At 62.5% G+C, this 20,999-nt stretch carries 19 protein-coding genes; 8 read left to right on the forward strand and 11 right to left on the reverse strand.

Annotation, left to right across the window (positions count from 1 at the left end):
• Positions 1-57: 57 nt before the first annotated feature.
• Positions 58-183 (forward strand): hypothetical protein, encoded by a 126-nt coding sequence (locus AOT96_RS36305; protein ID WP_003940363.1) that lies wholly within the window; start codon positions 58-60, stop codon positions 181-183.
• A gap of 424 nt (positions 184-607) precedes the next feature.
• Here the strand turns inward: AOT96_RS36305 and AOT96_RS03405 are convergent, their stop codons facing one another.
• Both AOT96_RS03405 and AOT96_RS03410 read right to left on the reverse strand, forming a co-directional pair.
• Positions 608-1,258 carry a TetR/AcrR family transcriptional regulator gene (locus tag AOT96_RS03405; RefSeq protein WP_003940633.1) on the reverse strand — a complete coding sequence of 217 codons (651 nt, stop codon included), beginning with the start codon at positions 1,256-1,258 and terminating at the stop codon, positions 608-610.
• A gap of 54 nt (positions 1,259-1,312) precedes the next feature.
• Positions 1,313-1,624: a hypothetical protein gene (locus tag AOT96_RS03410; protein WP_003939736.1), complete on the reverse strand. Its 312-nt coding sequence runs from the start codon at positions 1,622-1,624 to the stop codon at positions 1,313-1,315.
• Positions 1,625-1,839: 215 nt separating this feature from the next.
• Here AOT96_RS03410 and AOT96_RS03415 point away from each other — a divergent pair, with 215 nt between their 5' ends.
• From AOT96_RS03415 to AOT96_RS03435, 5 genes are all read left to right on the forward strand, one after another.
• Positions 1,840-3,033 (forward strand): LLM class flavin-dependent oxidoreductase, encoded by a 1,194-nt coding sequence (locus AOT96_RS03415; protein WP_054188959.1) that lies wholly within the window; start codon positions 1,840-1,842, stop codon positions 3,031-3,033.
• Positions 3,030-4,106: an alcohol dehydrogenase catalytic domain-containing protein gene (locus tag AOT96_RS03420; RefSeq protein WP_050654728.1), complete on the forward strand. Its 1,077-nt coding sequence runs from the start codon at positions 3,030-3,032 to the stop codon at positions 4,104-4,106. The genes AOT96_RS03415 and AOT96_RS03420 overlap by 4 nt, the downstream gene beginning before the upstream one ends.
• A gap of 180 nt (positions 4,107-4,286) precedes the next feature.
• Complete coding sequence (locus AOT96_RS03425; RefSeq protein ID WP_003940219.1) at positions 4,287-5,945, forward strand: DNA repair helicase XPB; 1,659 nt, start codon at positions 4,287-4,289, stop codon at positions 5,943-5,945.
• A gap of 102 nt (positions 5,946-6,047) precedes the next feature.
• On the forward strand, positions 6,048-8,126 hold the full coding sequence (locus tag AOT96_RS03430) for a peptidase (RefSeq protein WP_065351290.1): 2,079 nt from the start codon (positions 6,048-6,050) through the stop codon (positions 8,124-8,126).
• Positions 8,127-8,200: 74 nt separating this feature from the next.
• On the forward strand, positions 8,201-8,863 hold the full coding sequence (locus AOT96_RS03435) for a DUF3239 domain-containing protein (protein ID WP_007733514.1): 663 nt from the start codon (positions 8,201-8,203) through the stop codon (positions 8,861-8,863).
• Between the two features lie 9 nt (positions 8,864-8,872).
• On the opposite strand, the gene AOT96_RS03440 is transcribed toward AOT96_RS03435, so the two are convergent.
• Genes AOT96_RS03440 through AOT96_RS03465 form a run of 6 tightly spaced genes read right to left on the reverse strand, consistent with a single transcriptional unit; the run spans position 8,873 to position 15,242 of the window.
• Entirely contained in the window at positions 8,873-9,859 is a 987-nt protein-coding gene (locus AOT96_RS03440) for an LLM class F420-dependent oxidoreductase (protein ID WP_065351291.1), read from the reverse strand.
• Between the two features lie 13 nt (positions 9,860-9,872).
• On the reverse strand, positions 9,873-11,105 hold the full coding sequence (locus AOT96_RS03445) for an MFS transporter (protein WP_042451237.1): 1,233 nt from the start codon (positions 11,103-11,105) through the stop codon (positions 9,873-9,875).
• A complete protein-coding gene (locus tag AOT96_RS03450) occupies positions 11,102-12,448 on the reverse strand; it encodes an LLM class flavin-dependent oxidoreductase (protein WP_065351292.1) in 1,347 nt (448 codons plus the stop codon). Before AOT96_RS03450 ends, AOT96_RS03445 begins: the two co-directional genes overlap by 4 nt.
• Before the next feature lie 31 nt (positions 12,449-12,479).
• Entirely contained in the window at positions 12,480-13,352 is an 873-nt protein-coding gene (locus AOT96_RS03455) for an ABC transporter permease (RefSeq protein WP_065351293.1), read from the reverse strand.
• Entirely contained in the window at positions 13,345-14,166 is an 822-nt protein-coding gene (locus AOT96_RS03460; RefSeq protein WP_003940477.1) for an ABC transporter ATP-binding protein, read from the reverse strand. The genes AOT96_RS03455 and AOT96_RS03460 overlap by 8 nt, the downstream gene beginning before the upstream one ends.
• Positions 14,163-15,242, reverse strand: a complete 1,080-nt coding sequence (locus AOT96_RS03465; protein WP_007733528.1) for an ABC transporter substrate-binding protein — start codon at positions 15,240-15,242, stop codon at positions 14,163-14,165. Before AOT96_RS03465 ends, AOT96_RS03460 begins: the two co-directional genes overlap by 4 nt.
• Positions 15,243-15,519: 277 nt before the next feature.
• Between AOT96_RS03465 and AOT96_RS03470 the strand changes: the two genes are divergently transcribed.
• Positions 15,520-16,482: a sigma-70 family RNA polymerase sigma factor gene (locus tag AOT96_RS03470; RefSeq protein ID WP_065351294.1), complete on the forward strand. Its 963-nt coding sequence runs from the start codon at positions 15,520-15,522 to the stop codon at positions 16,480-16,482.
• On the opposite strand, the gene AOT96_RS03475 is transcribed toward AOT96_RS03470, so the two are convergent.
• Positions 16,458-18,179 carry an FUSC family protein gene (locus tag AOT96_RS03475; RefSeq protein WP_065352755.1) on the reverse strand — a complete coding sequence of 574 codons (1,722 nt, stop codon included), beginning with the start codon at positions 18,177-18,179 and terminating at the stop codon, positions 16,458-16,460. The two genes, AOT96_RS03470 and AOT96_RS03475, sit on opposite strands and share 25 nt — an antisense overlap.
• 187 nt (positions 18,180-18,366) lie before the next feature.
• Between AOT96_RS03475 and AOT96_RS03480 the strand changes: the two genes are divergently transcribed.
• Positions 18,367-19,545: an acyl-CoA dehydrogenase family protein gene (locus tag AOT96_RS03480; RefSeq protein ID WP_065352756.1), complete on the forward strand. Its 1,179-nt coding sequence runs from the start codon at positions 18,367-18,369 to the stop codon at positions 19,543-19,545.
• 4 nt (positions 19,546-19,549) lie between these two features.
• Here AOT96_RS03480 and AOT96_RS03485 read toward each other — a convergent pair whose 3' ends face one another.
• Both AOT96_RS03485 and AOT96_RS03490 read right to left on the reverse strand, forming a co-directional pair.
• On the reverse strand, positions 19,550-20,176 hold the full coding sequence (locus AOT96_RS03485; RefSeq protein ID WP_064114448.1) for a TetR/AcrR family transcriptional regulator: 627 nt from the start codon (positions 20,174-20,176) through the stop codon (positions 19,550-19,552).
• Positions 20,173-20,829 carry a TetR/AcrR family transcriptional regulator gene (locus AOT96_RS03490; RefSeq protein ID WP_007733534.1) on the reverse strand — a complete coding sequence of 219 codons (657 nt, stop codon included), beginning with the start codon at positions 20,827-20,829 and terminating at the stop codon, positions 20,173-20,175. The genes AOT96_RS03485 and AOT96_RS03490 overlap by 4 nt, the downstream gene beginning before the upstream one ends.
• Between the last annotated feature and the right edge of the window lie 170 nt (positions 20,830-20,999).

Genomic DNA, 20,999 nt, shown 5'->3' on the forward strand with positions numbered 1-20,999 from the left:
AATGAAGTATGGTCGAGGTCAGTTTGTGATTGCCACTTCGAAAAATGAGGAGCGACAATGGCTGACAAGGCGCCGGGTAAGAACATGAAGAAACCCGCCCAGTCGATCAAGGAACGCCGCGCGGAGAAGCGGGCGAAATCTGCGGAGTCTTCCGAGTTCATCCGTAAGCGGAAGCGGAGCTGACAGCAAAGTCCAGAGAAGACGAGCTGATTGCGAAGCTGACCAATGCCTGCCCCCACCGACACCCTTGTGCACCTGCACGAAACGTTCAACCTGTTCAAGTCACGTAATCGAGGAACTGACGCACGCTCGCGCGGGTACGCAGCGGGCATGACCCTCGCTTCACTCTGCGTCCTCGACGAACACGCTCGGCAATCCGGAATACTTCTATCGGATTTACCGCAGAAAGAGAATCAACCATCGTGAAAAGAACAATCCATACCCTGGACCGCATTCAAACGAGACTCGAATCGGAGCTTGATTCCACTCCGGGTGATTCCGAAAAGAATATCGGTTACCGGTCCGGAATTTCCGAAGCTATTACTCATGTAATGGAAATGCGGAAGTCAGTGGTCGCGCAGAAATAGGAGACGCATCGATTAGGCGCTCACCCCAATAACTGCCGCACACCACCCACCAGAAAGACGACCTGGTCCTCGTAGAAGTCGGCAAGCCGCTCCGGCGCGAGCGGCTTGCCACTTCCGCTCCAATCGTCCGCCCGGCTCAACGCCTGGAGGAAGCCCATCAAGGCAATCGCCCAGCGAGTCTCGAGCCGTTCGGGATCGGTAGCAGGAAAAGTACGACGGACCTGGTCGAGAAGATGTTCACGCAGGTGCAGCTCGGTCGCCTCGAGGGCTGGATGGCCCGGTCGTGACATCTGCGGCTGCGAGATCTGCGTGACGATTCTGATCCATCGCATTCCCCGCGTGCGATGGCGAAGGAGCAATGCCTTGTAGGGCGCAGTGACGGCCCGTACCAGCGCCTCCACCGTCGGCGGCGTCTTGTCGGCGGAGAGGGCGTCGACGTTCGCGCTGATCTGATCTCGCACCGACGTTCCCATGTCCAACAGCACCGCTGCGACCAGATCGTCCTTGGTTCCGAAATGGTAGTGGACCGATGACGGCCCGAGACCGGCCGCGGCGTTGACCGAGCGCAGCGAAACTGCATCCAATCCCTCTGTCGCGAAAAGCCTTTCAGCAGTTTTGAGCAAACGCAGACGCGTCGCGTCGCCTTGACGGTTCTGCCGGGAGTCGGTCATACGAACGAGCTTCGCACGGGCTCGACAAACGTCTCAACCGTGGCGAACGCGGAGTCAGAGTGATTCACGGTGTGCTCGCACCCTGTTGTCGCGATCCACCCAGCCGTGGGCGCGTGCGTAGTCCACCATCGCGGAGAACTTCTGTCTCCACTCGGTGTTTCCGATCCGGGCAGCGACGGCTTGCTCCAAGTGGCCGATGTCGAGCCAGACGTGATCCCCCTCGAGTTCCCCCCACGGTTCCAGTACCCGACTCAGAGTCTCGGATCGATCGTCGCCGCCAACGACGACCGAGAGACTGGTGAAGTCGTCGACACTGTTCAGTTCGACGGTCGAGGAGTCGGGGGTGATTGTGACGTCCAGTTGCATACCTCTTCAATACTCCTTCGGAAAGTACTTGGTTCAGTCGATCGACTTGCAACAACGATATCCGACGTCATTGCACCAGATAACGTTGAACTACAGGTGATTACAAATCTCCCACTGTGCGGGAGGCTCAACTTATTGGATCAGGTGATCCATGTTAGACATCTCGATCAGAGCGAGTGATCCAAATCACTCCCCTGTCGACAGGAGTTGTCATCGTGTGGTCCGCATCGTCCATCCGCTTCGGAGCCTTCCTCGCCCCGTACCATCCGCTCGACGCCGATCCCGCCCTGCAACTCAGACGCGATATCGACCTCATGACACACCTGGACCACCTCGGATTCGAAGAAGCGTGGATGGGTGAGCATCATTCGACCGGCGCCGAGATCGTGCCTGCCCCGGACATGTTCATCGCGGCCGCCGCAGAGCGAACCGAGCGCATCCAGTTCGGCACAGGCGTGACGTCTCTGCCCTATCACCACCCGTTGATCACGGCCGACCGCATCACTCAGCTCGATCTGCAGACGCGCGGACGACTCATCTTCGGCACCGGCCCGGGCAAGATCCCCCTCGATGCGCACATGATGGGCATCAACCCGTCGGACCAGCGTCGTCGCCAGGGCGAAGCGCTCGAGGCCATTCTCGCGTTGCTTCGCGGCGAGGTCGTCAACATGGAAACCGACTGGTTCACGTTGCGTGACGCACGCGCACAGCTGCCCACCTACCGCGCGGACGGCATCGAGACAGTGACAGCGTCCACGATTTCCCCCAACGGTTCGGTGCTCGCAGGCAAGAACGGCCTCTCCCTGCTCTCATTGGCCGCGAGTTCACCCAGCGGCTTCGACGCACTGGATCGCAACTGGGATGTGTACGAGAAGGTCTCGGCCGAACACGGCCACCGCGCCGACCGAGCGACGTGGCGTGTGGTCAATCCGATGTTCATCGCCGAGACCCGAGCGGAGGCCGAGCGCGCCGTGAGCCGACGGATCGAATCGATGGCTTCCTACGTGAATCGACAGACCGGCCAGAACCCGGCCTGGGCAGATACACCGGCCGGAGTCATCGATCAGTGGCGCAACGACACGCTCGGCGAGTTCGGTCAGGCGATCATCGGTACCCCCGAAGATGCGATCGCACAGATCGAGCGTCTGATCGAGAAGACGGGAGGGTTCGGCACGTTCTTGATCCTTCACGTCGACATGGCGAGCTGGGAGGACACCAAACGCAGCTACGAATTGTTCGCCTCCGAGGTGGTCCCGCACTTCCGGAAGCGAAATGTGGGGCGTCAGGCGAGCATGCAGTTCGCCGAGGACAATCGCGAGTACCTGATCGGCGGGCTGGTCGGAGCGATCACCAAAGCCCATACCGACTACTACGGCCAGCCGGCCGAGACGGGAGCCGTGCGCGCATGAGGGCCGTCCGTTTCCAGCAGGGAGAATTCGCGGTCACCGAGATCGCCGACCCGCCGCCGTTGGCACCCCATCAGATCCGCATCGACGTCGTCGCCTGCGGGATCTGCGGCAGTGACCTGAGCATGTCGAAGGACCCGTGCCGCTTCGTTCAGGTCGCGCACGACGGGGGCTACCCGCTCGCCACCTTCGATCCGGACGCGCCAGTGGTGCTGGGGCACGAATACGCGGGTATCGTCTCCGAGACCGGTTCTGCAGTAGACGATTTCGCGATCGGCGATCGGGTGGCCGGCATCGGCTTGGCCACCGACACCGCTACCGGGATCCCGACGATCATCGGCTACTCGAACGAGTACCACGGCGCGTTCGGCGATCACATCGTCGTCGACGGGTTCTGGGTCCGCAAAGTTCCCGACCACCTGTCACTCGAGCACGCCACACTTGCCGAACCTCTCCACGTCGGCGAGATGCACCTCCAACAGTCCGGCCTCACCTCGGCCGATTCGGCGCTCGTCATCGGTTGCGGAACGATCGGACTGGGCGCCATCGTCGCCGCGAAAGCGCGCGGAGCGCAGATCGTCATCGCGTCGGAGCCCTCCCCCAAACGACGCGAGCTCGCCGCGAAGATGGGCGCGGACATCGTCGTCGATCCGGCCGAGCAGGATCCGATCGAACTGTGGAATCGAATGATCGCCGAAGGCAACCAGCTTGTCGGCCAGGCCGCGAACGGAGTTCTGATCGCCTACGAATGCAGCGGGCGGGCGGGAGTCATCGGAGAACTGATGCACACTCTGCCGTTCAACTCGCGGATTCAGGTTCTGGCTGCGCCGTTCGGCGACGAGACGATCATTCCCGTCGTCGGGCAGTTCCGGAGGATCTCGATCAATTTCGGTCACGGTCCTTACGAGAATGCCTACGACATCACCCTGCAGAGGCTCGCCGACGGCGAGATCGACGCCGAAGCGATCATCACCGGCAGGGTCGGTCTGGATGGAGTCTCGGACGCTTTCGCAGCTCTGCGCGCACCCGACGAACACGTGAAGATCCTCGTGCTACCCGCGGGCCTCCCGGAATAGCGGTCGATCCTGCCCTGTTGACGTAGGGGTGCTCGCACTCGGGCACCTCTACTTCGGGCTGTGCGAGCGTCGCCTGTTGGCGTCTGCGCCCCGATACCAGGACAATGGCAGGGTTGGCGTCAGCCGACAACGCGGCGCAACGCTCTGTGGCTGCCGCGTTTGCTTCACTAGGAGGATTCCGTGACCGACGGACCGTTGATCGTCCAATCCGACAAGACGCTGCTGTTGGAGGTCGACCACGAGCGCGCCGGCGATGCCAGGCAGGCAATCGCCCCCTTCGCGGAACTCGAACGGGCCCCCGAACACGTCCACACGTATCGCATCACTCCCCTGGCCTTGTGGAATGCCCGCGCCGCCGGACACGACGCCGAGCAGGTTGTCGACGCGCTCGTGTCGTACTCACGATTCGCGGTTCCACAACCGCTGCTGGTCGACATCGTCGACACGATGGCCAGGTACGGACGCTTACAGCTGGTCAAGAGCCCGGTGCACGGCCTCATCCTGGTCAGCCTCGACCGCGCAGTCCTCACCGAGGTGATGCGACACAAGAAGATCTCGCCGATGCTCGGTGAGAAGGTCGACGACGACACCGTGATCGTCCACCCGAGCGAACGCGGCCGCCTCAAGCAGATGCTGCTCAAGGTGGGCTGGCCGGCCGAGGACCTCGCCGGCTACGTGGACGGCGAAGCGCACCCGATCGATCTCGCTTTCGAAGAGGGCCACTGGGAACTGCGCGACTACCAGCAGATGGCAGCGGATTCGTTCTGGGCCGGCGGCTCGGGCGTCGTCGTGCTGCCGTGTGGCGCCGGCAAGACGATGGTGGGCGCCGCAGCGATGGCAAAGGCCAAGGCCACCACCCTCATCCTCGTCACCAATACCGTTGCCGGTCGTCAGTGGAAGCGTGAGTTGATCGCGCGTACATCCTTGACCGAGGAAGAAATCGGCGAATACTCCGGCGAGCGCAAGGAGATTCGGCCGGTCACGATCGCGACCTACCAGGTGATCACACGTCGCACGAAGGGCGAGTACAAGCACCTCGAACTTTTCGACTCCCGCGACTGGGGACTGGTGATCTACGACGAGGTCCACTTGCTGCCCGCGCCTGTCTTCCGGATGACGGCAGATCTGCAGTCGCGCCGCCGTCTCGGCCTGACCGCAACGCTGGTTCGTGAGGACGGCCGCGAAGGCGACGTCTTCTCGCTCATCGGCCCCAAGCGCTACGACGCTCCGTGGAAGGACATCGAAGCGCAGGGCTGGATCGCGCCGGCCGACTGCGTCGAGGTGCGAGTGACGATGACGGACGCCGAGCGCATGTCCTATGCCGTCGCCGAACCGGAGGAGCGCTACAAACTGTGCTCGACGGCTCACACGAAAATTGCGGTCGTGAAGTCGATCCTGGCCAAGCACCCCGATTCTCCGACTTTGGTGATCGGTGCGTATCTCGATCAGCTCGACGAACTCGGCGAAGCCCTGAACGCCCCGGTGATCAAGGGATCCACCAAGAACAAGGAACGCGAGATCCTCTTCGATCAGTTCCGTAACGGTGAGATCCAGACGCTGGTGGTGAGTAAGGTCGCGAACTTCTCGATCGACCTTCCGGAGGCGTCTGTCGCCGTGCAGGTTTCGGGAACCTTCGGGTCGAGACAGGAAGAAGCGCAGCGACTCGGACGCCTACTGCGACCCAAGCACGACGGCGGTCAGGCTCACTTCTATTCGGTGGTCTCGCGCGACACTCTCGATGCGGAGTACGCGGCACATCGTCAGCGATTCCTCGCCGAACAGGGCTACGCCTATCGGATCACCGACGCCGATGACCTGCTCGGACCTGCCATCGGCTGAGCATTTCTGCAACACGTTGCAGAATCAAATGGACATACGTCCAGTTATCTGTAGAGTGTCCCCTGTCACAGTCGTGTCCATCGGCCGGGGGTCACCAGCACCATGCGCTCAGTTCCACGTCTACGGGGTCGGCTCGCCGGGACCATTTCGCTGCTGACTGCCGCCGTCGTCGTCGCCACGACCGGCGTCAGTGCGGCCGCTCCGAGTCCTGCTCCCACCACGCAGAACTCGGTGTACGCACTTGCGAACGGTTGCTTCGCACTTCGTACGGAGTCCGGCGATTTCGTCCGTCGTGACGGGTCGGCGTACCTCACCGACGTAACGAAAGCCGCAGACGCCGAACCGTTCCGACTACATGCGGCCCAGTTGGGTCGATTCATGCTGTACGGCCCGGACGGGTCGATGCTCTCGCACGACGGCGCAGACTCGGTGCTCGCCACTTCCGAAGCAACTCCGTCCACCGACTGGACCGTGATGTCCACTGGCGAGTCCTTCGTTCTGACAGCGACCTCGAACGGCCGACAACTGATCTCGCGCGACTTGATGCTCACGATGTCCGATCCCGGTGACGTTCCCGAATCTGCGTTCACGCTGATCCCGCGCGACGGCTGCGCCGACTTCCCCGAAGCGGAGGTGGGCGCAAACGGCGTTCCGGGAGAAATCGGACCGAACGGTGAAGTCACCGGATTCATCGACACACACGTGCACATGAATGCTTCCGAGTTCATGGGCGGAAACCTGCACTGCGGCCGACCTTTCGATCCTCAGGGCGTCACCGCAGCGCTCGTCGACTGCCCGGACCATCAACCCGACGGGATACCGGCGCTCCTCGAAAACGTTCTGTCGTACGGCAATCCCTTCGAAACTCACGACACCACCGGCTGGCCGAGTTTCACCGACTGGCCGGCGCACGATTCACTGACACACGAGCAGACGTACTACAAGTGGGTCGAGCGGGCCTGGCGTGGCGGTCTGCGAATCTTCACCAACCTCTTTGTCGCCAACCGTGTCCTGTGCGAGCTGTATCCGAGTAAACGAAATCCCTGTGACGAGATGGAGACCGTCCGGATCCAGGCGCAGCAGACACGCGAACTCCAGGACTACATCGACGCCCAGTACGGCGGTCCCGGCCGGGGTTGGTTCCGCATCGTGAGCTCCCCTGAACAGGCCAGGCAGGTGGCCGCCGACGGAAAGCTGGCCGTCACCCTCGGGGTGGAGGTGTCCGAACCCTTCGGTTGCTCTGTGCGCAACGGTATTTCGCAGTGCACCGAGGACGACATCGACCGCGGCCTGGACGAGTTGTACGACCTCGGTGTCCGGCAGATGATCGTCACGCACAAGTTCGACAACGCCCTCGGCGGTGCCCGTTTCGACGGCGGCGTCACCGGAGTGGCCGTCAACATCGGCAACTACCTGGGCACCGGGGAGTTCTGGCAGTCGGAACCATGCACCGGCGTTGCCGAGGACAATGTGCTGCCCACCAAGGTCGACGGCGCACAGAATCTTCTCGCGGTACTCCCACCCGGAGTGACGCTTCCGGTGTACCCCTCTGGTCCGCAATGCAATTCGCACGGCCTGACCGACCTCGGCGCGTACACGATCCGAGGTTTGATGGACCGAGGGATGATCGTGGACATCGATCACATGAGCGTCAAGACCGCCGAAGCGGCTCTCGATATTCTCGAAGCTGCGAACTACTCCGGCGTCGTTTCCAGTCACAGCTGGAGCGACCCGAGCCTGTACAAGCGGATCTACGCACTCGGCGGATTTGTCGCCCTGTACGCCGGACAACTCGACGCATCGGACGAAAAGCCCGAAGAGCGTGGGTTCATCGACCAGTGGCGGGACGCACGGGCGATGCGAAGCGAGAACTACTACTTCGGTTTCGGCTACGGCGCCGACACCAACGGCTTCGGGCCGCAGGCCGCACCGCGCGGCGACGCCGCAGAAAATCCGCTGCAATATCCGTACACCGCCTTCGACGGCACGGTCATGGACCAGCAGCGCGCCGGCACCCGGGTTTTCGACGTGAACACCGACGGCGTGGCGCAGTACGGGATGATTCCCGACTGGATCGCGGACATGCGCATCGCTGCGGGAGCCGACGGCGACACCATCATCGAGGACATGAGCCGCGGCGCCGAGGCTTACCTGCAGATGTGGGAGCGCGCGCGAAACTAGCTACGCTGGTGGACGGTCCCCGGGCGATCGGGGGCCGGTCCTAGATCGTCCGGCACCACCCGAAGGAATTTTTCGTGGCTGACTTCCAGTTCACCGTCGACAAGGCTCATGCCAAGTCGGTCAACGACACACTGGCCGATGTACGCCGCCTGCAGATTTCTGCGGTGATCTTCGCGATCGTCCTCGCCGCGGTCGGGGCCTGGTTGATCAGCATGGGCGAGGTGTGGTCCATCATCATCGGCGCAGTCCTCGCCATCGGTGCGGCCAGTTCCCTGTGGGTTGCCGTGTGGGCACCTCGCAAGGTGGGAAGCGTCGAATCTCTGTATGCGGACAACCCACTGGTTCCCGCGATCGTCACCGAGGTTCACCCTCGAGCGGCGACCTTGACGGCATTGATCGACATCGCGAAGCCTGCGGCCGGAGCACCGCAGTACGCGCTCGTCAGCCGCAACGTTCGACTCAATCCGAAGTGGCGAGTCGGCGACCGCATTCCGTCGGTCGCACTGCGTTCGGATCGTTCCACCCGCAGCAAGGCTGACACGTGGCAGATGGTCAGTCCCATGCCGATCGAGTGGGGGACCAAGGACTCGGCAGTGCTGGCACGCGCGATCGCTGCTGTCAGTGCGAGCGAGTGGAACTTCCTGCAGAGCCGGATTCCCGATTCCGAAGAAGTTCGCACCCACCCCGATCGCCGGGTTCTGATCAACCCGGCCGATCTTCCTGACTCGCTGCGCTAGCCCCAACGGTTACGCGAGCGCGGGCAGCACTTCCTTCTCGAACATCTCGATTCCCGACGTGTCGTACGCGGCCTCGGGGAAGTAGAAGATTCCGTACTCGAGTCCCTGCGCCGCGAGCGCCGACAGGTTCTCGATGATCTGCTCGGGCGTACCCACGGCAGGCATTCCGCGGAACGCATCGAGCGACGCATCGGCGGCAGCTTCGCCGACCAACGGCGTCAGTCGGGCCTTCAGTGTCTCCAACCGCTGAGCCACCTCGGATTCCGTCGCGCCGATGGCCACGTTGTAGTTGGCCGAACGGACGATGGCGTCGAAATCGCTACCGACGGTGTCGCAGTGCTTCTTCAGGATTTCGGACTTGTGCGCGAAGCCGGCCGGGGTGCCGTCGAAGTTCGTGTACTGCGCGTACTTGGCCGCGATCTTGAGTGTGACCTTCTCGCCGCCACCGGCAACCCAGATGGGAATTCCGCCCTCTTGCAACGGAAGTGGACGGCACAGCGCTCCGTCGACCTGGTAGTACTTGCCGTCGAGCGTCGAGCTGCCGGTCGACCACGCCTGCTGCATGATCTGGATTCCTTCGTCGAGGTGGCCCAGACGCTCACCGGCAGAGGGGAAACCGTAGCCGTACGCACGCCACTCCTGCTCGTACCAACCGCCGCCGATGCCCATCTCGACGCGTCCACCCGTGATGAGATCGGTGGTCGCGGCGACCTTGGCGAGGTACGCCGGGTTTCGGTAACTCATGGCGGTACACATCTGGCCCAGTCGGATACGCGAGGTCGACGCACCGAGTGCGGCCATCAACGTCCACGCCTCGTGAGTCGCTTCTTCCGTCGGCTGGGGAACGGTGTGGAAGTGGTCGTAGACCCACACCGACTCCCACGGCCCTGCCTCCGCGCGCAGCGTGAAGTCTCGCATCACCTCCCACTGCTTCGCGGGGTCGATGCCGACCAGGTCCAGACGCCAGCCTTGAGGTACGAACAGTCCGAATCGCATGTAGCGAGCCTACCTACAGTTTCCCGACGCGCGACCGGGGTGACACCCGCGGAGAGTAGACCGGAATGAAGCGGAACATCATCGCCGCGCCGGCGAACGACGTCGCGCCCAGAGCGGCGAATGCCCACCCGAGTGGGAGCACCGCGGCGAGTAGACCGATCGCGAGCGGCCCACCGAACATGCCGGTGTCGTGAGTCAATCGCCATGCAGCGAGGAACTCGGCGCGTTCTTCGGGCGGGGCGATATCGGCACCGAGGGTCATGATCACGCCGTTGCCCAGCCCGTTGCCGATCCCCATCACGACAGCGACCACGGTCAATCCCACTGCACCCGTCGAGAACGGCAACAGTAGGTACGACACACCGATCACCGTCAGCGAAGGCACCGCGACCAGCCTGCGGCCGTATCGGTCCATGATGTGTCCGGCCGGGTACGAGCACAGCAGGTCCACGGCCGCACCGATACCGAAGATCACACTCACCTGGGCTGCATCCAATCCGAGGTGCAATGCCCACAATGGAAGAACGGCCTCACGCGAAGCGCGGGCGGCGCCCATCAGAAGGGAGCCTGTCCCGAGCGTCGACAGAGCGGCACGATGACGGCGAAGGATCTCCGGGAGCGTAACGTGTCCGTGATCGCTGTTGCCTGCCTGCACCTTTCGTGGCGGGTCGGGAACGCGGGCCATCAGCGCCCCGGCGAGCACGACGCCCACCAACTGGACAAGGAATCCTCCGCGCGCTCCCACCAGGAGAATCACGCCGGCCCCGATGAGCGGTCCCAGGAAGAAACCCAACCGCCACATCGCAGCGAACGACGACATTGCTCGGGCCCGTAGACCGAGTGGCACGGTCTCGGCGAGGTAGCTCTGCCGCGCAAGGCCCCACACCGCATTCGCCAATCCGGTCAACAGTGCGCCGATACCGAGCATCCACGGAGTCTGTGCAAGGAGACAGATCACCACTCCTGTTGCACCCAAGGAACTTCCGCCGATGATCGACCTGCGCTCACCGAAACGCGACACGATCCTGCCGGCGGGGAGGTCACCGAGTACGGCGCCCAAACCACCGAGTGCAACGATCAGGCCGGCGACGGCAACCGAGGCACCCAGGTCGCGCGCGGTGACGGCCATGATGGGGGCAGCCGCACCCTGACCGATCCCGAAGATGGCCGCCGGTACGAAAACCGTTGTGACCAGTGGCTTGAGACCGGCAATCGCCGGCTGTTCCTTGGGCAGTGTTTCCGTCACGCGCTCACTTCTGCCGCGTCAGCGGCCCGCGAAAACCGATTCGCCGGACGATCGAGGCCGTAGTGACCCCGCAGGGTGGATTCCGTGTATTCGGTCCGGAAGATCCCACGCGCCTGCAGAATCGGCACGACCCGGTCGACGAACACCTCGAGCCCTCCAGGCAGATAGGGCGGCATGATGTTGAAGCCGTCCGCGGCGCCCTTGTCGAACCATTCGGTCAACTCGTCCGCGACCTGCTCCGGTGTCCCGGCAAATGTCCGATGCCCACGGCCACCGCCGAGTTTGCCGATCAGTTCACGGACGGTGAGGTTTTCGCTCTCTGCAAGGTCTTTGACGAGCTGGTATCGACTCTTGTTTCCTTGGATGCGATCGATGTCCGGCAACGGTGGCAGCGGGGCATCCAGCGAATGCTCGGTGAGGTCGACGCCCACCATGTTCGAGAGTTGGCGCACTGAGTACTCAGGTGAGATGAGATCCGTGAACGACTGCTCCAGTGCCTTGGCTTCGTCTTCCGTATCCGCGATGAAGGGAACGATGCCTGGCAGCACCTTGATCTCGTCGGGACTACGCCCGTACTTGATCAGCCGCGCTTTGAGGTCGGTGTAGAAATCCTGCCCCTGCTCGAGTGTTCGTTGAGCGGTGAACACGGCTTCGGCATACCTCGCCGCGAAATCCTTACCGCTCTCGGAGGAACCGGCCTGTACAAGCAGCGGACGTCCCTGTGGAGACCTCGGCGAATTGAGCGGGCCAGCCACCGTGAATCGTTGACCGTCATGGTCGATGCGATGGACACGATCAGGATCGGCGAAGATTCCGGTCTCTTCGTCCAGGACAACTGCCCCCTCTTCCCAGCTGTCCCAGAGTCCGAGCGTCACGTCGAGAAACTCCTCGGCGCGCTCGTAACGACCGCTGTGCGTCGGTACCGCATCGAGGCCGAAGTTCGCGGCCTCGTCGGCGCCGGCCGACGTCACGATGTTCCACCCGCCTCGTCCGCCACTGATGTGATCGAGGGAAGCGAACTTCCTTGCGAGAGTGTATGGATCGCTGTAACTGGTCGACGCGGTTGCAATCAGCCCCACCTTGTCGGTGGCCGCCGCGATCGCCGACAGCAAGGTGACGGGTTCGAAGATCGCCTGGGTGTTGTACTTGACCCGCGGGCCGACTGCTAGACCGTCGGCGAAGAACACCGAGTCCAGCTTTCCACGCTCGGCGATTCTCCCCAATTCCTGGAAGTGCTTGACGTCCAGGAGGTTGGCCGCATTTGTGCGTGGGTGGCGCCACGCCGCCTCATGATGGCCGACGCCCATCAGGAAGGCGTTCAGATGAAATTGTCGTTCGGACATGAGTTCGCAGAATCTTTCCGTGAATGTGTGGTCAGGTGGTGACGCGCCAGCGCGAGAGCCGACGTTCGATCAGGACCAGAATCGCGTTGATTGTCAGACCCAACAACGAGATCGCGACGATGCCCGCGTACATGTTCGGGATCTGGAAGTTGAGTTGTGAAGCGGTGATCAGATACCCGAGACCGGCTTTGGCCCCGACCATTTCGGCGGCGATCAGCACGAGAATCGACGACGCGGCTGCCATGCGGATACCCGTGAAGATCGTGGGAACAGCGGCGGGCAGAACCACCTTCTGGAACAGCCGAATCGAGGAGAACCCCAGCGAGGCAGCGGACTTGATCAGCAGGGGGTCCACTGTTCGCACACCGGAGATCGTGTTGAGCAGAATCGGGAAGGTGCAGGCGTAGATCACCAGGGCGATCTTCGATTCCTCACCGATTCCGAGAATCAGCACGAAGACGGGAAGCAGAGCCAAGGCTGCTGTGTTGCGGAACAATTCGAGAATCGGGTTGAGGAAGTCGGAGACCGGGCGGTACCAGGCGATCGCGATTCCCAACGGAATCGCGATCGCGATGGCCACGAGGAATCCGGTCAGCGCACGCGTCAGACTGGCCGAAACATGCTCTTGCAATTGTCCGTTCTCGGCGAGAGTGAAGAATGCGGACACAACTTCGGTGAAGGGCGGGAGGAAGACCTTGTCCACCAGCCCGAGCCGAGGTGCCGCTTCCCAGATCCCGAGGAAGATCGCGATCGCAATCGACGGCTTGGCAATCCGCCAGGCGGTGGAACGAATGTAGCGCGCCGCCTTGCCGCCGGCCTGGCTCCGCTGCGCAATGTCAGGTGTTATGTCGGCCAACGGTTTCGGGGTGGCGACCACCTCCGGCGTCGCCAATGCGCTAGACATGTGCAACCTCCTTGGCAGGATCGAGTTCGCCGGCCCGAGCGCGCTCGACTTCACCGTGCAGCAGCGTCCAGATCCGGTGCCGGAACACTCGGAACTCCTCACCTGATCGCACGTCGTCGCCGGACCGGTCGATGTCGATGTCGACGATCGTCTTGACGCGCCCCGGCCGCGAAGTCAGTACTGCAACACGTTGCCCGAGGTAGATGGCCTCGTCGATTCCGTGGGTGATGAACAGGATGGTCTTGCCGGTGGCCTTCCAGATGCGCAGAAGCTCGTCCTGCAGCGACTCTCGCGTCTGTGCGTCCAGCGCAGCAAATGGTTCGTCCATCAGCAACACTTCGGGGTCGAATGCCAGGCTGCGGGCGATCGCGACTCGCTGCTTCATTCCACCGGACAACTCGTGCGGATAGCGATCCGCGAAACCTTGCAGACCGACCAGTTCGAGGTAATGCTCGGCGAGCTCGCGTCGCTCGCTCTTCTTCACGCCCTTCGCTTCGAGTCCGAACTCGATGTTGTGACGTGCAGTTCGCCATGGAAGCAGCGCGTATTGCTGGAAGACGATTCCCCGATCCAAGCCTGGGCCCGTGATCTGCTTGCCGTCCAGAAGGATTCGACCGGAAGTGGGCGAACTGAGTCCTCCGAGGAGGTCCAGCAGAGTCGACTTGCCGCAACCACTCGGCCCGACGAGGACCAGGAACTCCCCCGGCGCCACGTCGATGTTGATGTCCTCGACCGCGGTGAAAACTTCGTCGGTCCCACGAATGTCGAACTGTTTGGTGACGTGCTCGAGCCGTAGTTTCGGTTCTGTGCTCATTTTGCTGCCTCCAGTGCCTGTCCGTCAGCGCCGCTGTCGGGTGAATACGTTCCGTTGGCGTACGGGTTGAATTCGTTGGTGTAGATGTCCGACGGCTTCAACTTTCCTTCTTCGAGTTCGCCGTTACGGGTGAGCCAGTCGATCCACGTGCTGATCTCGGTATCGGTGATCGTTCCGCCGGGGCCGGCGACTCCTGGGCTCTTCCAGTAGCTGATGAGCTTGGTGTCCTCGTTGCGTCCGCGGCTGTTGATGATCGACGTCAGCTTCGCGACCACTTCTTCTCGTGGGTGTGTCTGCGTCCAGCGGATGGCCCTCGCTGTTCCCTGCACGAAATCGGCGACCGCCTCCTTGTTCTGCGCGATGTAGTCGTCACGGAACACCAACGTGCCGTAGGTGAACGAGCCGAACAACGATTCGTCCGTGAACAGCTCGCGAAGGCCACCACGTTCGAGCGCGGAGTCACGGAAGACCGAGCCGAGGGTGGCGACGTCGATCTGTCCCTGCCGCAACGCTTGTTCCGTGTTGACCGGCGGAACCACGATCAGTTCCACCTGCTTGATCTCGTCCGGTGTAAGCCCCTCCCGCGCAAGCCATTCACGCACGACGAACTCGTGGTGCGCACCGAGGGTGTTCATCCCGACCTTCTTGCCGATCAGGTCCTTCGCCGATTTGATCGGACTGTCGTCGAGAACGTAGTAACCGTTGAAGCTCTCCTTGTCCGAGCCGTAGTACCCGATGACCGAGGTGATCGGTGAACCCGCGGAAGCCAACTTCACCACCGCACCGTTGAACGCTCCCCCGAACTCGGTTTGACCGGTCGCTGCGTTCTGAATGCTCTGAGGGCCGCTGGTCGTATCGCCGATCCAGTTGAGCTCCACGTCGTTGAAGTAGCCGAGGTCAGCGGCCAGTTCGGGGTAGATGACCTGTCCGGTGCTGCCCTCGTACCGCAGGACGGTCTTGCCGTCGGCGGTCTTGACCACTTCGTCGGAGGAGCCCGAGCAGGCAACGGCAAAACTGGACAGAGTGACAAGAGCGACGACCGCGGCTACCGAGCGCGCGAAACGAGGGCGAATCATGAAGTTGCTTCCTGTAGAAGATGATTGGTTCAGTTCTCGGCTACACCTGTCCGGAGCGCCGTGTGCGGCGCTCGGCACAGGCAGGTGTGGGGAATGTCAGTTCAACGACAACAGTTGAGCGACATGAGCGGGAAAGACCGAAACACGTGAGACTCCAATGAATGTGCAGACAGGATCGAGCCGTGAGCAGTGCCGAAACCATACGTCGGCACCCACTACCTGGGTCAACGGTTACATTCATGCCGGATTTAATGTGTGAGGTCCGTATCATGAGGGCATGCTTTCGCCGACGACTGCGCAGGACTTCGAGCAACACCGTGGCCACCTGACGTCGGTGGCCTACCGTCTCACCGGAAGTTTCAGCGACGCTCAGGATGCGGTGCAGGAGGCATGGATACGCTTGCAAGTCGCACAATCGAGACAAGGAAGCGACCTCGAGATCCGCGAGCTGCGCGGATGGCTCACCACTGTTGTCGGTCGGATCTGCCTCGATCATCTCAAATCGGCCGCGGTCAGAAGAGAAAGCTATGTCGGACAGTGGCTTCCGGAGCCGATCGTCACGCCCGTCGACGCCACCTCGGGCACACCCTCAGCGACACCCGATCCGCTGGAGTACGTCGTGACGCAGGAACAGAATCGTTTTGCTGCCCTCGTCGTCCTGGACACCCTTACTCCCGCTCAACGCGTTGCCTTCGTCCTGCATGACGGCTTCGACGTGCCCTTCGCCGAGGTTGCGCGCATCCTCGACATCGAAGTAGCCACTGCCCGTCAGTTGGCCTCGCGGGCCCGTAAAGCCGCAGCGTCGGCGCCGGTCCCGGTCAGTAGCGAGGAGCATGCTGCTGCCGTCGAGCGATTGGTGACGGCTATCGCGAGTGGAGATCTGAACGCCGTGATCGATGCACTCGATCCCGATGCCGTCCTGATCGGTGACGCAGGCGGAACTACCCGCACGGCCGTCAACATTGTGCGCGGCAGCGATCGTGTCGCGCGGTTCTATCTGGGATTGGCCCGCAAGTACGGACCGGCAGCGGTGTTCTCGATGTCACCGGTTCTCGTCAACGGACAGCTCGGCGGTGTATTCGCCGGCTCACCGGGGGACGACCAGTACCCGCAGTTCGCCGCTCGCGTTGCCGGCTTCACTGTCCGCGACGGAGTTGTGTGCGCAGCCTACGACATTGCGAATCCAGCCAAGTTCAGCGCTGTGCCGATGCTCGATCACACCGAACCCGAACGCAAGTAGCGAGACTCCCATTCCTCGAGGTGTGATCTGGACACCTGCGTGCCGAACCACAGTCGGTGCAGTACATCCGATCCCAGATGATGCAATTCGGTGTGCGTCGTCCACTGCTGCGACGCCCACTCGGGTTCGTTGTGGGCGGCGTCGATCCCGGCCATCGCGCTACCTCGCAGTTCGAAGTCCAGGTCCCGACGAAGCTCCGAAAGCTCCGACCAATTCGCCTGTGGTGCATAGTGCCTCGCGCGAATTTCGGTCAGCAGCTTGAACAGGACGCTACCCGCCCGTTCGTCGACCCAGATCAGAGTGCGTCGATGCGCACCGCGCCCCACCGTCCACAGGACCACCAACGCCACGACGACGCCGATTGCCGTCTCGAGCATGCGGCTGAGGATCAGATGTCGGACGGTCCCGTGCGCACCACCGGCCGCGCCGAGGAGAATCGCGAGGGCGGTGATGAAGATGACGGCTATCCCGTAATTCCGCACCAGGAACAGCTCGATCCCCGCCATCAGGACTGCAAGTACCGCCACCAACCACAGACCGGTCGGACTCCAGGAGTAGATGGCACCCAACAGAATCAACCCGAGGACGGTCCCACCGATGCGGTGGATTCCGCGATAGGTGCCCAGTATTCGATCCGGTCCTTGATGAAGGACCATCGCCGCGGCGATCACCGCCCAGTCCGGGCGATCGATGCCGAGCAGGACGGTGAGGGTTCCCGCCGCCATACAGGCAATGGACAGCCGAAGTGCCGTCACCGACGCTCGGCTGGACCGATTGCAGGCGCGGAGGAACCGATATCGGATCGTCGGGTCGGGCAGAGGCGGGTGAGCACCGACGTCGTCGACGTCGAACGCGGGGTCGGCCATGAGTTCCGGATCGTGGTCGTCGGAGATCGCCCTGGCCATCGAGATCTGCGCTCGTTCGAGTTCACGGGTCAACGGGTGGTCTTTCCCGACGATTGCGCCGCGGTAGAGGCACTGCCACGCGTCGTGCAGCCGAAGTGCTGCAGCGTGGCGTTTGTCTCGCGTGAGTTCGGGTGGGGCGTACGTCGCCTGAGCGTCCGTGTACTCCGCAACGGCCGAGACGGCTGCCTGTACAGCGCTGCGTTCGACAGCTCTCGGTGCCCACAGGATTCCCGTCATCGAGACGACCACCGCGCTGATCCCACCGATTGCCGTCCACATCGCGACCTCGACCGGCGGCTGGCCGGGAGTGGCGATCACGGAGCTGATCTCGGTGGTGAGCAACAGAAAGAACGCGCCCGGTGGACCCAATCGAAGCACGTCGACGGTGAAGGCGCAGGTCGACACCACGACGGCCATGATCAGCACGACAAAGACGAGCAGCACCGTCGGCGCTCCCTCGGCGATGGCTCGGTGGACGGGCTCACCCACCGATGCCCCGACGAAGGACAGGATCGTCAGCGCCGTCGCAGCGATACCGACTGCCTTCCACCTGCTCCGGTACGGACGACCCTCACCGTAGATCGATGCAAATGCACCGAGGCCGACCAGGAGCGAAGCAGACCCGAATCCGAGCAGTGTGGCGATGGCCGCCGGAATCGCCAGGGCTAGGGCGACGCGAACCGCTCCGGGGTACCTGTTTCCCACCGGCGGCAATCCGAACAGGACGCTGCGCGCCGGCCGCGGAGCCGGGAGGTTGGACTCGTGACCCGCTGATGTTTCTTCGGGGTCCACTGCCCATCCTTCGCGCCGGCCTGTTCGTGTCTGTGTCGTCCCATTCTTGCGGGCGGCCGACGTGGAATTCGAGGCGGGTCCGGAGGTCGATTCGACCACCCCTTTATTGACACTATGTCAACAGTGTGGATGATAGGTGGAGTCGGATCCGCTCGCGGGTCGCACTTCATCGATCGGGAGAATCACGATGACGCAAGGATCTACCGCAACCCGGACCGCAGAACGACGGTCCCCGTGGATGGACGACGAATTGGAGGCCGTGGCCGACCTGGCAAGGAACTTCTTCACCAAACACGTCACACCGCATCAGAAACGCTTCGCGTCCCAAGGTTTTCCCGACAAATCCGCATATCGAGAACTCGGGGCGCTCGGGCTCGCCGGCATGTCGATCCCCACCGAGTACGGCGGCGGAGGAGGAACTTTCGCGCACGACGCCGTGCTGTTCCACGAGCAGGTCATGGCGGGTGATCATTCACTCCAACTCGGCGTGCACTCGGGAATCGTGCCGCACTACCTCAATGCCTACGCCGATCACGAGCACAAACAGCGCTGGCTACCGAAACTGGTGAGTGGCGAGTGGGTGGGCGCAATCGCCATGACCGAGCCCGGCACCGGATCCGACTTGCAGAACATCACCACCCGAGCCGTCCGCGACGGTGACGACTATCTGATCAGCGGCGCAAAGACCTTCATCTCCAACGGTCGCAATTGTGATCTGGTGATCATTGCCGCCAAGACCGATCCCAGCCTCGGAGCGCGTGGAGTGTCGCTCATCGTGGCCGAGATCGATGACAACACACCGGGTTTCGAGCGCGGGCGAATACTCGAGAAGGTCGGACAGAAGGGCCAGGACACCACCGAGCTGTTCTTCGACCGCTTGCGGGTGCCTGCAACAAACCTGCTCGGGGACCGCGAAGGCACAGGGTTTGCCCAGCTGATGCAGCAGCTACTGCCCGAACGATTGATCTGCGGAGTTGCAGCCACTGCGGCAATGGAGCGTGCAGTCGCCCTCACCGTCGAGTACACCAAATCCCGAAACATGTTCGGGCAAAAGCTCTTCGATCTGCAGAACACCCGCTTCGAACTTGCCGAGTGCGCGTCCATCGCTCGTATCTCACGAACGTTCATCGACGACTGCATCGTCAAATACCTTGCCGGGCAGCTCGATGCGACTACCGCCGCGATGGCCAAGTACTGGCTCACCGACCAGCAGTGCGCCGTGATCGACCGCTGCGTGCAACTACACGGCGGGTACGGCTACATACTCGAATATCCCATCGCTCAGATGTACGCCGACGCTCGTATTCAGCGAATCTACGCCGGATCGAACGAAGTCATGAAGGACCTCGTGGCGAGATCACTCTGAGCAATCAGGAATCCGCCTCGCACGCCGGCAGAACGTCACGCACGATGGCGAGCAAACTGCGTACCAGCAGAAGGTGCACCTGTTCGCGGTCGAGCGCTCCCGTCACCAGCCACTGCTTACTGGCGGCCTTCGCCAAGCCTCCGTACGCCACGATCATCGAATGAACAGCAGCCGCGCTGCCTTCACTCGGTCGAATCTCGAGCGCATCCATCATGCGTCGCGCAGCAACGTCGTCAGCATCCTGCAGGATCCGATCCATCTCGGGATCACGGCGGAGGTCGTCGGACATGACTGTCGAGATCCACATGTCGCGATGACGCCAGGCGACGTCGAGCCACCGATCGATCACGGCGCCGATCCGCTTCTCCTGGCTCGCCGATCGCGGAATGCGGTCCACCGCCACTTCGGGAATGAAGACGAACCGCCGCACGACGTCGAGATACAACTCCCGCTTGGAGCCGAAGTAATGATTGAGCAGCGGACGTCCGACCCCAGCCGCCTTGGCCAACTCGGTCATCGAGACGTCGGCAAAAGACTTCTCCTCGAAAACCTTTGCCGCGCTGACAATGATCTGCTCACGCCGGTCTTCGGGACCGAGACGCCTTCCGCCTGTGGCCGACGCGGACGTCATTCTTTTCTCGCGGGCGTGCTGTTGACCGTCGCCTGCGCCTCGACCATGAGCGAAATGTGCTCCACCAAACGCTTTCGAGAGATCTTGGAGGACGGGGTGTGCGCCTGATAGATGAACGCGAGGGCACCGAACAGCCCCACCGAATTGAGTTCGGAGTTCGCGGAGTCGGTTGCCTCGCCGCCGTACATCAGCTCGAGCGACGCGGAAATCGGATTCGTGAACTCCGCCATCAATTCTCGCCCTCGATCCCACAGCGCAGGTTCCGCCTGGGATTCGACGAACATGATGCGTCCACGTCGAGGATCTTTGAATACGTAGTTGGTGAAGGCCTTCACCACGTGGCGGATCAGGGCCGACGGTTCGGAAGGCGCCGCCTCGAGAGCGTCCAGAATAGTGTCACGCGCACCGAGAACGACCTCGTCGAGCACGGCGACCAGCAGTTCGTCACGGTTGGCGAAGCTCTCGTAGAAGTACCGTTCGGTCAGCGCGGCCTCGCGGCAGGTCGCACGCATGGTCGCGGCGGCCGCTCCCTCGGTGCCCATGATCTGCAACCCGGCTTCGATCAGCTGTGTCCGGCGCGCGGCGCGGCGATCTTCCGGTTCCTGCCCACGCCACCTGCGCGGGCCGGTGCGCCGAGCCTCGGTATCCGTCATGTCCCCATGTTCTCACTGACCGGCAGCGCTCTCGACCTCAGGTTATCGCGGCGACCTCCGCAAGCGAACTGACATCGCCCGATGTCAATCAGTTGAATTCTGACATCAACCGCTGTTGACATCACTTGATGTCAGACTTACTCTTCGTTCAGTTGTTCACGCACCAATCA

It is taken from the genome of Rhodococcus sp. 008 (assembly GCF_001682295.1).
Classification (GTDB): Bacteria; Actinomycetota; Actinomycetes; order Mycobacteriales; family Mycobacteriaceae; genus Rhodococcus_F; species Rhodococcus_F qingshengii.